This window comes from Aequorivita sinensis (assembly GCF_006346335.1).
Classification (GTDB): domain Bacteria; phylum Bacteroidota; class Bacteroidia; order Flavobacteriales; family Flavobacteriaceae; genus Aequorivita; species Aequorivita sinensis.
The window spans coordinates 1-10,978 of sequence record NZ_VDMC01000024.1; the positions used below are offsets into that span (position 1 = coordinate 1).

The following is a 10,978-nucleotide window of genomic DNA, read 5'->3' on the forward strand; positions in this document are numbered from 1 at the left end:
AAAGATAAAAGCATTTAGGGCACAATTTAGAGGAGTGAAAAACGTAGAATTCTTTCTGTATAGATTAACAACGATTTTTGCATAAACACAACAATTGTTCTTGATCCATAATTAGCGTAACATTCTTGTACAAAGTAGATTAAAACAAAAAGCTTCCCTACTTTCGTAGAGAAGCTGTATGTACTGACTCTTTGAGTTCGCACAATTAAACTAAAACACTTAACTATATAAATAGAAAAAGCTGACTTTTTACAGTCAGCTTTTCATTACGTGCGGGCGGGGAGACTCGAACTCCCACACCTCGCGGCACCAGATCCTAAGTCTGGCGTGTCTACCAATTCCACCACGCCCGCATTATAATCTTTTACAAAACTTAGGATTCTTTGTAAAAGGAGTGCAAATATAAACAAGATTTTGGTTTTTGAAATAAAAATTTTTAAAAATTTTAATTTCTGCTAAAACTTAGTTAAACCTAAACAGCATTTCCCCTATTTAGTACGCTGTTTCAGTGGTGTTTTGTACTTTAGCAATTCTTCAAAAATAAAATAATGAAAAGCGCAAAATCCTACATTGAACAAAATAAAGATCGATTTTTAGACGAATTAATCGAGCTTTTAAAAATACCATCAATTAGTGCAGACCCTGCCTACAAAAATGATGTGCTAAAAACAGCTGAAGCCGTTAAAGTACAACTTGAAAAAGCAGGCTGTGACTCAGTTGAAATCTGCGAAACTCCAGGATATCCGATTGTTTATGGCGAAAAAATCATCGATAAAAACCTACCAACTGTTTTAGTATATGGTCATTATGACGTGCAACCACCAGACCCGTTGGAGTTATGGACAAGTCCGCCATTTGAACCAGTTATAAAAGAAACTGAGCTTCACCCAGAAGGAGCAATATTTGCCCGTGGAAGTTGTGACGATAAAGGACAGATGTATATGCACGTAAAAGCGTTGGAATATATGACAGAAACCAACCAATTGCCGTGCAATGTTAAGTTTATGATTGAAGGTGAAGAAGAAGTGGGAAGTGAAAGTTTAGGATGGTTTATTAGCCGAAACCGCGAAAAACTTGCCAACGACGTAATCCTAATTAGCGACACTGGTATGATTTCTAAAGACACACCTTCTATTACTACCGGACTTCGTGGCTTGAGTTATGTTGAAGTAGAAGTTACAGGGCCAAATCGTGATCTTCATAGCGGTCTTTACGGTGGAGCTGTGGCAAATCCTATAAACATCTTAGCTAAGATGATTGCCTCGCTTCACGACGAGAACAACCACATTACCATTCCAGGATTTTATGATGATGTGGAAGAACTTTCAAAGGAAGAACGCGAGAAAATGGCAGAGGCACCTTTCAACCTAAAAGATTATGAAAAAGCTTTAGACATCGATTCTGTTTATGGTGAAGAAGGCTATTCAACTAATGAAAGAAATTCTATACGCCCAACATTGGATGTAAATGGAATTTGGGGTGGATATATAGGCGAAGGAGCAAAAACTGTGATTGCAAGTAAAGCCTTTGCTAAAATAAGCATGCGTTTAGTACCTGATCAAAACTGGGAGAAAATCACCGAACTTTTCAAAAACCATTTTGAAAGTATCGCTCCAAAAGGTGTACGCGTAAAAGTTAAACCTCATCACGGTGGAACAGCTTATGTTACCCCAATAGATAGTTTAGGCTATAGAGCTGCAGAAAAAGCTTACGAAGAAACATTTGGAAAAACACCAATTCCACAACGCAGTGGTGGAAGCATTCCAATTGTTGCTTTGTTTGAAAAAGAATTGAAGAGTAAAACAATTTTAATGGGCTTTGGCTTAGATAGCGACGCTATCCACTCTCCAAATGAGCACTTTGGCGTTTGGAATTATTTTAAAGGAATTGAAACTATTCCTCAGTTCTACCATTATTTTACTAAAATGAGCAAATAATAAAACATTAAAATGTATTCTAGACCTGACAGGTTTTTGAAACCTGTCAGGTCTAATTATTTATAAACACTTCTCTAAAGACGAACACAACACCTATTAAATCCATCATAATTTTAAACATAAATCCGTAAGAATCAAAACGCTACTTTTAATATTATTGATATTTCCAATCTATATATTTTAAGATAAAAAGTATTATTTCGTTATCTTTAGGAATAGATTTCTAAAGAGATCCACTAAATTGTGAAACGAAAAAACAGTTTTTGGAATGAATTAAAGCGACGTAATGTAATTAAAGGTGCTATTTCTTATATAGTAGTGGCTTGGTTACTTTTACGTATAGCTGTACTATTGGGTGATATTATGGAAATGCCCTTATGGATTTCTAAAAGTCTTTTTTATTTACTTTTGGTAGGTTTTCCTCTATATCTTGTTGGTTCTTGGATATATGAATTTACTCCATCGGGTTTAAAACGCACTAGCAAAGTTTCAGAATCGGCTTCCATTCGCAAAAAAACTGGGAAGCGACTTAATAAAATCATCATCGCTTTTCTAGTAATCTGTTTAGCTGTCTTGGTTATCGACAGATTTATAATAACCGATAAGATTTCTGAAAATAATTTTGATATTCCATCCTTAGCATCTCATTCAAAAACAATTGCTGTACTTCCATTTCAGGACTTTTCTGAAAAAGATGACAATTCGTATTTCGCAGATGGCCTTACTGAAGCACTTCTTAATCTTTTAACACAAGTTGAACTATTAAAAGTCACTTCTCGTACCTCAACATTTTCATTTAAAAATTCAGATTTACAGCTTCCAGAGATTGCTCAAAAGCTAAATGTAACTTACATATTAGAAGGCAGTGTGCGCAAATCGGGGAATCTTCTTCGCATTACAGCACAGCTTATCGATGCGAAAAACGACAAGCATTTATGGTCGGAAACTTACGATAGAAATTTAGACAATATTTTTGCAATCCAAGATGAAGTATCTGCAGCAGTTGTAAAAGCACTAGAACTTAATTTATTAAAATCAAAACCGCTTCCAAAGTCGATAAAGACCAATCCCGAAGCCTACAAATTATACTTACAAGCCGTACAAGCCTCCCATTTTTCCAGCGATAAACAAAAACTAATTGAAGCAGTAGATTTAGCGAAACAAGCTCTAAATATAGACAACAATTATATACCAGCTTGGTTACTGCTTTCAAGAGTTTATGAAACTCAAGGAAACAATGGAACATTAGGGTTTGAACAAGGCTATACATTAGCCAAAGAAGCAACCAACAAAGTTTTGGAAATAGACCCGAAAAACGCACTCGCTTATGCTTATTTGGCAGATGATGAATTGAGTTATGATTGGAATTTTGTAAAGGCAAAACAACTGAATGAAATTGCCTTAAAATTAGATGGTTCAAACCCTGAAATTATTAGTCTTACCGCCACTCTTGCTTTGTCTTTAGGCAATGTAGAAAGCGCTGTTCGACTTCAAGAATACTCAGCAAGTTTAGACCCACTTAATCCAGATACACATTATCAATTAATGAATGCATACTACTGTGCAGACCTACTTGATAAGGCAGTGGAGGCCGCAAAAACTTGTATTGAATTACAACCAAATCGCTATGCTTTGCATTATTATCACGCTCGAATTCTGTTACAACAAAACAAATTAGCTGCAGCATTAGAAGCCATTAAAAAAGAAGATGATGAAGGCTGGAGTTTGCAGATACATTCCGACATCTACTTTAAACTCGGCGATATAGAAAAGTCTGATGCCTATATGCAAGAGCTTATTTCTAAATACACTAAGGACATGGCTTATCAAATTGCCGAAAGCTACGCTTTTAGAAACGATAAGGAAAATTCATTTAAATGGCTAACCAAAGCTTATAAAGTTCACGACGTGGGCTTAAATGAAGTGTTGTCTGAGCCACGTTTTAGAAGTTTACATTCCGATAAAAGATGGCAAAAATTTATTGATAAAATGGGATTTCCGAAAATTGAAAAATAAACCAAATGAATCTCAACGATTTTTTTAACGAATTAAAACGAAGGAATGTCTTTAAAGGCACCGTTTCTTATTTAATTTTTTCTTGGGTTTTGCTTCAGGTCATCGCGATTCTTGGCCCTATAATTAACGCTCCTATTTGGTTTGGAAAAATGATTTTGATTATCCTAATCGTTTTGCTTCCTGTTTGGATTTGTATCTCCTGGTTTTTTGAAATCACTACAGACGGTATTAAAAAAACTAAAAATGTTCCGAAGGAAAAGTCCATCACACAAAAAACAGGGCAAAAACTCAACACTTTTATTATCGCGTTTTTGGCCATAGCAATAATCTTATTGTTTGTTGATCGATTTAGACTGCGTTCTGAAAATAAAGAAAACAATATTGCACTCGAAACAAAACCAGATAAATCGATTGCCGTATTACCGTTTTCAGATATGTCGCCAAACCAACAACAAGAGTATTTTGCGGATGGATTGGCAGAAGAAGTGTTAAACTCACTCGCTAAAATAAACGAACTTCAAGTTACTTCACGCACCTCGGCTTTTTCATTTAAAAACAAAAAAATAGACCTGCAGGAAATAGCAAGAACCTTAAATGTTTCATACATACTTGAAGGCAGTGTACGTACACAAGACAGTGTGATAAGGGTAAATGTAAATCTTGTTGAAACTAAAGGCGATAATAATATTTGGTCGCAGACTTGGGAAAAGGAACTCAAAAACATTTTTAAAATTCAAAATGAAATAGCCGAAGCAGTTGCAGAAAATCTTCAATTGCGAATTTTAGATAATATAATTCCAAGTGTAACAGAATCAAATACTGATGCGTATGCTTTGTTTTTGGAAGGACGTTACATCTATCAAAACAATTACAATGTCGAGTCTTTGCTTAAATCTGAAAAGCTATTAAAAAAATCTTTAGCCATAGATTCTACTTACGCAGCAGCATTGATAACATTAGGTAATATTTATCATACACAAAACAACTACGGAATTATTGATTATGAAACAGGAAAAAAGTTGACCTACGATGTAGCCGAAAAAGCCATAAAAGCAGACAGCACCTATGCCGAAATCTATGCATTTATGTCTTTACTTTCCTTAGAGTATGAAAATGATATTGGAAAAGCGGGAAAACTTGCACAAAAAGCTTTACGATTGGACCCCAATAACGAAACCGCTTTGCACAGAGCTTCGGAAGTAGCGCTTTTACAAGGGAATACAGAAGAAGCCATAGCAATTCACAAAAGAGTAATTATAATAGATCCTGTAAACGCTTCTAACTATTACAGTTTGGCCAATACTTATTATATGGCTAGAAATTTTAAAGAGGCCGAAAAAAATATTAAAGAATCCATTAGGCTTAATCCAGACCAAGACGTTGCGTATTCATTGTATGCATTAATACTAATGAACCAGGAGAAATACAGTCTAGCCCTAGAAGTGATAAAAAAAGAACCTCTAGAAGGTTTTAGACTACATACAGAAGCTATGATTTACTATTTTTTAGACAATCAGGAAAAGTCTGAGGCTGCACTAAATAAATTAATTTCTGATCATGAAAAGTCCTGGAGCTATCAAATTGCTGCTACCTATGCAGTGCTTGAAAAAGAAGATAAAATGTACTATTGGTTGGAAAAAGCACATACTCACAAGGACCTTGGGCTAATTGAATTACCAAATGAACCTATGTTTGAAGCCTATAGAAACCAAGCCAGATTTAAAGATTTTATAAAAAAACTTGGGTATAAGTATTAGGAGTAATTTAATGCCGGCAAGATGGCCTGCAGCATATCAAAAGACTTGACAGGTTTTAGAAACCTGTCAGGTCTAAACTCACAAAATGGGTAGATACACACTATTAAAGTGATCTACGAGTTTACGAGGACAGTCTAATGCTATTTAATTTTGGTAAAAATGGAGGAAAACGATCTTTTGTTTATACCTACAAGGAGGCCTGTGGCAACACCTTGCAGGATAAATAACAAGGACCTGTCAGGTCTGAATTTTTATACTTTCTTCACATAGTCCGTGATAATCACAATCTGCTGACCATCTACTCTTCCTTCTATATATTTTTCGTTTTCACGATCAAGAGAAATTCTACGCACAGTGGTACCTTGTTTAGCAACCATGCTACTTCCTTTCACTTTTAGGTCTTTTATTAGCACAACAGAATCACCTGCTTCTAATACAACACCATTACTATCGCGATGAATAACCGCATCTGCTTTTGCTTCTGCTACGCCAGCTTTTGCCCATTCCTTTACATCATCTTCCATATACATCATATCCAACAAATCTTGAGGCCAACCTTCAGCTCTTAATCTGTTAAGCATACGCCACGCCATCACTTGAACCGCTGGCACTGTGCTCCACATACTATCGTTTAAGCATCTCCAGTGATTTGCATCTACTTTTTCTGGATCTTCAATTTGTTCCTTACACGTATTACAAATGTAAACTGAAGCTTCGGCTCCACTCGTTGGAGAATCAGGCACCTCAAAAACACCAAGGTTTTCTTCACTTCCGCATAGTTCACATTTGTTATCGCTTCTTTGTTGTAACTCTTTTTCTAGGCTCATAATATAAAATAATTAAGTCCGTCGCTATGGCTTTGGAGATTGATGAGGCAAAGATATATTTTTCGTGAGATTTACCTACTACAAGATGATTCGTTCGTCAATTCGCCATATTTATAGCTGTTTTGAAATACACACCACAAAAAAGCCGTTTTGTGGCAAAATATTTTACTGCCTTTCTTGCCTTCTCTATTAATTCTTGGATTTAGCAAAAAAGAAGCCATTGAATTAGTTACAAAAAGCAACGAAGCAACTATAGATGTAAGCAATTATCCAAAAGTAATTTTAGGTGGATGTTGAATTTAATAAAATTAAGTGTGTCAGGTTGAGTCCTTCGGCTACGCTCAGGATAAACTAAAGTCGAAACCTAATTGTTCTCGACTGCGCTCGAACAGACAATAAAAAAAGCCTCTAATAATAGAGGCTTTTTTTATGATTCTTACGGATTATAACTTATTCCAAGTATCATTTAATATATTGATATCAGGTATCATTTTGTTAGGGTCTTGCACTACGCGTTTTACCTGCTTATCTGTTTTAAGTAGGTGACTCCAAACATTACCTCGATGCCAAATTTCAACAGGAAGCTTGATGGTTTCTTTAGTATCGTCATTATAAGTTACCAACAGCTCCACTGGCATTGGCATATCACCGTTGTTTTCAACGGTAATCAAATAATTACCTTGGTAAGGCTCTACAGATAAAATTCCTAAATCTATATTTCCATTTCCGAAAAACCACCCTTTCCAAAACCATGATAAATCCTCGCCTACAGCATTTTCAATATGATTAAAAAAGTCGTTAGGTTGCGGATGCTTATATGCCCAATGACGGATATAACTCTTAAAAGCATAGTCGAATCGCTCTTCACCCAAAATGTATTCCCTAAGCATATAAAGTCCAGCAGCCGGTTTGTAATACGCTGTGTAGGCTAAGTTTCGTGCATTGGCAATATCTGGGTAAGTGTCAATTCCTTCGCGATTTCCATAGGTTAGGTATTGAACCAAGTCACGTGGTTTGTCTGTTCTAGTTGGATATTCTCCATTATTAAAGGCAGCTGTACTGTAGTGATTTATAAAAATATTTAAGCCTTCGTCCATCCACGGGAAACGACGTTCGTTACTACCAACAATCATTGGGAACCAGTTGTGTCCAAATTCGTGATCAGTTACACCCCAAAGTGATGCTCCTCCTCTTTGGTACCCACAAAAACTAACTCCTGGATATTCCATTCCACCTACGCTAGTTGCTACGTTAATCGCATTGTGATACGGATAAGGATAGTAAGTATTAGAGTGAAACTCTACAGAAGCCTTAGTATATTCGGTAGAGCGGCCCCAAGCGTGTTCGCCATCGCTTTCTTTAGGATAAACAGACTGTGCCAATCCAACTTTTCCATTTCCTAGGTTCATTTTTGCCGCATCCCAAATAAAAGCTCTAGAAGAAGCCCATGCTACATCGCGAGTGTTCTCCATTTTAAAATGCCAAGTTAGTGTGCCGTTCTTTTTAGCTTGAGCTACGGATTTCCCAACTTCATCTGGTTTAATAATGTAAACTGTCTTATCACTTTTCTCAGCTTTTGCTAAACGCTCTTGTTGGGTTTTTGTAAGTACTTCATTTGGATTTTGTAGTATTCCTGAACAAACAACCGTTTGATCTGCAGCCGCGGTAATCTTTACATCAAAATCTCCGTATTCACAATAGAATTCTCCAGCTCCCAAATACGGATCTGTATTCCAACCTATAACATCGTCAAAAACTGCTACACGTGGATACCATTGTGCAATTGCATATACTGTTCCGTCTTTAGCTTCAAACCTACCCATACGGTCCATTCCTTCAACAGGAATCTTGTATTCAAAATTCATTTTTATCTCAACCTCTCCTCCATTAGCTGCTAAAGGTTTATCTAAGAAAACTTGCATTCTCGTATCTGAAATCAGGTATTTAGAAGAAGTTCCAGTTTTCGTTTTAGCTGAAAAATTTGAAAGTTTATAGCCACCTTCAACGTCTCCACTATAACGCCCACCTTCAAGAGGGGAAGTTAAAGTACCACGAGAAGTTTCTGTGAAGCGGTTTTGCTCTAGGTACAACCAAATAAAATCTAGTTCTTCAGGACTATTGTTGGTGTATTGAATAGCAACATTCCCTGTAACAACGTGATTTTTCTCGTCTAAAGTAACTTCAAGTTGATAATCGGCTGAGTTTTGCCAATATTTTGGCCCTGGTTTTCCTGAAGCTGTTCGATATTCATTTCCTTGCCTATAAGTGAAATTATCGAAAAGACTTTGATTGTTTGGGTTTACATCTTGTGCATAAAGCGTAAAAGACACAACGGAAAAAAGCAGCATAATCCATAAACTGCTATTGAAATACTTCATATTATTCAATTTTTATAAGTCAACTAGCGAAGATAGTAAATTGAAAATTTAATGTGCTATTAAAGTAATAACCAATATTATATTCTTCTACTAAGACCATTTTAAATTCCTTAACAATGAAAAAACAAAAAGATAAATGTTTTAGGGGTAACATTTTTACTGTAGAGGTATATAGGGGTATAGAAACAAAGTTTAACCTAAATTCAATTTATCATGAAAAAATTAAAAATCACTTTTTTCTGGCTCTTAGCAGCAATCTTATTGGTTGGCTGCCAACCTGAAAATCTGAACTCTGAAATTCAGTTAGACCCTAATAATCAAAATTCATTTTCATCTGGTCCTACCTGTGATGGAAAACCAATTATGAAATTCGGCTCTTTAGATGAAATTCAAAATACCCATCGCGATTTATACAATGAATATAGTATTACTCAAGATGAGGAAACATTAAATACTTGGGAAGAAGATCTTTCATTTTACTCTCTACGCAAAAAAGATGAGGATATGGATAACGGTTTAATTCCAGAAGATCCAAATTTCGATTCATGGAATTACACTAGTGATATTATATTAGAAACTATCCTAAACGAGGATGGGATGGTGATAATTGGAGAATACCTATATATATGGGATGACGGATGTGTTATTCACCGTATACCATATAATAATTGCTCAGATTATAGTACAATGCTAAGTTTTTCCGAGTTCGCAAAAACATATGACGGTTCTCCTCTTGCTCAAGAGAAAATGTCTTATTTTGTAAATGATAAAAAAATCAGCAATATTGATATTTGTCAAGACAATCGCTTCGATTTTGAAACTATTAGCGCAGAAAATCTTACAATTAAAAATGATCCTCCGAGATATCAAACAAAAAGTGGGTCTGAATGTGGGTTCCAAGCCTATATAAGTCATGAAATCTTAAGTCATGATGCGGTGAATAGCCAAATTTCTATAAAACTTAAAGCAAATTATATTGCTCCTATTGGAAGCAATCCACAACCATCATTTTACATTTCTAATGTATCAGATTTTACGAGTGTTGAAATTGTTGGAGGTTCATTGCCTGGAAGCCAAAACATCGAGTGGGGAATACAAGGTGCTGGCTGGGCATATCTTGGTGATGAGGTTTTTATAGATATAGATTATTCCAATTATAACACCTATGTACCTCTTTTGCTAGTTGATTTGGTTGGAGTTTTAAACCCTATGAGTGGAAATAGTTGTATGGATATGGACAATTTATCACTTAATTTAGATTGCCCAATCTCAATTTCTAAAACCCCTTTAGACGCAAAAAATGGGAAGTGGTTATTTACCCTAGAAGGCTTAGGTAACGCACAAAATTACGGTGTAACTTGGGATTTTGGTGACGGCAGTTCACCGGAGACTATAATGAACAACAACACGGTAATCCATACGTTTCCCACTCCTTGTTCGGTTGAAACTTTCAATGTAACAGCAACAATAGAAAAATTAAATTTATGTGTAAACACAGTTACTACCTCTATGCAATCTTGGGATTCTTGTAAAAGAGGCAAGATGAGTGAAGTTTACAAAGAAAAAGTAGACGGAAAAAGAATGAAATTAAAAATAAAAATCAAGAATAGATGGCCTATATTCGGAGGAACTAAAATTATTCATAAGTTCCGTTACAGAAAAAATGGAACCAAAACCATAACTCCAACCGGTCCAATTTATGTGGAAAGTGGTTTAGACTGTACTCCACAGGATATAAGTTCAATAATTTCAAGCGAATCCCAAAATGGGAAGAAGCGATTAAAACAAAGATTTATAAGCAACAATAAGTACAAGATAGATCTTGAAACTCCGTATAGTGTAAAATTCTCACATTCTAACGGCTTTAATCACACACTTACCTTTATAGATACTTGCTCTAAATAAATAATTAAAATTTTCTTTCAGGAAACAAACCGTCTTAAATTAATTAGGGATCATTCTCAAAAGTTGTGTGTGAATTGAAATAGAATTCTGATTTTTGTTTTTTAAAACAAAGCTTTGGACAATTATCTAGACCTACTGAAACTTATCCTGCCTGAATT

General features: G+C 35.4%; 7 protein-coding genes and 1 tRNA gene. 5 read left to right on the top strand and 3 right to left on the bottom strand.

Annotated features, from left to right (window positions below):
* Positions 1-271: 271 nt before the first annotated feature.
* Positions 272-353, bottom strand: a tRNA-Leu gene (locus tag FHP04_RS13745).
* A gap of 195 nt (positions 354-548) precedes the next feature.
* Here FHP04_RS13745 and FHP04_RS13750 point away from each other — a divergent pair.
* The 3 genes from FHP04_RS13750 to FHP04_RS13760 all read left to right on the top strand — a co-directional run bounded on the left by FHP04_RS13750 (position 549) and on the right by FHP04_RS13760 (position 5,710).
* Positions 549-1,937, top strand: a complete 1,389-nt coding sequence (locus FHP04_RS13750) for a dipeptidase (protein ID WP_139856734.1) — start codon at positions 549-551, stop codon at positions 1,935-1,937.
* 243 nt (positions 1,938-2,180) lie between these two features.
* Positions 2,181-3,953 (top strand): TPR end-of-group domain-containing protein, encoded by a 1,773-nt coding sequence (locus FHP04_RS13755; RefSeq protein WP_139856735.1) that lies wholly within the window; start codon positions 2,181-2,183, stop codon positions 3,951-3,953.
* 5 nt (positions 3,954-3,958) lie between these two features.
* Positions 3,959-5,710: a tetratricopeptide repeat protein gene (locus FHP04_RS13760; protein WP_139856736.1), complete on the top strand. Its 1,752-nt coding sequence runs from the start codon at positions 3,959-3,961 to the stop codon at positions 5,708-5,710.
* 251 nt (positions 5,711-5,961) lie between these two features.
* Here FHP04_RS13760 and FHP04_RS13765 read toward each other — a convergent pair whose 3' ends face one another.
* Positions 5,962-6,537 carry a PhnA domain-containing protein gene (locus FHP04_RS13765; protein ID WP_139856737.1) on the bottom strand — a complete coding sequence of 192 codons (576 nt, stop codon included), beginning with the start codon at positions 6,535-6,537 and terminating at the stop codon, positions 5,962-5,964.
* 150 nt (positions 6,538-6,687) lie between these two features.
* On the opposite strand from FHP04_RS13765, the gene FHP04_RS14535 reads away from it, so the two are divergent.
* Positions 6,688-6,834 (top strand): hypothetical protein, encoded by a 147-nt coding sequence (locus tag FHP04_RS14535; protein ID WP_158319149.1) that lies wholly within the window; start codon positions 6,688-6,690, stop codon positions 6,832-6,834.
* Positions 6,835-6,980: 146 nt separating this feature from the next.
* On the opposite strand, the gene FHP04_RS13770 is transcribed toward FHP04_RS14535, so the two are convergent.
* Positions 6,981-8,915: a M1 family metallopeptidase gene (locus FHP04_RS13770; protein WP_139856738.1), complete on the bottom strand. Its 1,935-nt coding sequence runs from the start codon at positions 8,913-8,915 to the stop codon at positions 6,981-6,983.
* A 213-nt stretch (positions 8,916-9,128) separates the two neighbouring features.
* Between FHP04_RS13770 and FHP04_RS13775 the strand changes: the two genes are divergently transcribed.
* Positions 9,129-10,820, top strand: a complete 1,692-nt coding sequence (locus tag FHP04_RS13775; RefSeq protein ID WP_139856739.1) for a PKD domain-containing protein — start codon at positions 9,129-9,131, stop codon at positions 10,818-10,820.
* Positions 10,821-10,978 lie beyond the last annotated feature (158 nt).

Excerpts from the sequence above, each read along its gene's own strand:
- FHP04_RS13750 (WP_139856734.1), top strand. The coding sequence starts at position 549 with ATGAAAAGCGCAAAATCCTACATTGAACAAAATAAAGATCGATTTTTA.
- FHP04_RS13770 (WP_139856738.1), bottom strand. The coding sequence starts at position 8,915 with ATGAAGTATTTCAATAGCAGTTTATGGATTATGCTGCTTTTTTCCGTT.
- FHP04_RS13765 (WP_139856737.1), bottom strand. The coding sequence starts at position 6,537 with ATGAGCCTAGAAAAAGAGTTACAACAAAGAAGCGATAACAAATGTGAA.
- FHP04_RS13760 (WP_139856736.1), top strand. The coding sequence starts at position 3,959 with ATGAATCTCAACGATTTTTTTAACGAATTAAAACGAAGGAATGTCTTT.
- FHP04_RS13775 (WP_139856739.1), top strand. The coding sequence starts at position 9,129 with ATGAAAAAATTAAAAATCACTTTTTTCTGGCTCTTAGCAGCAATCTTA.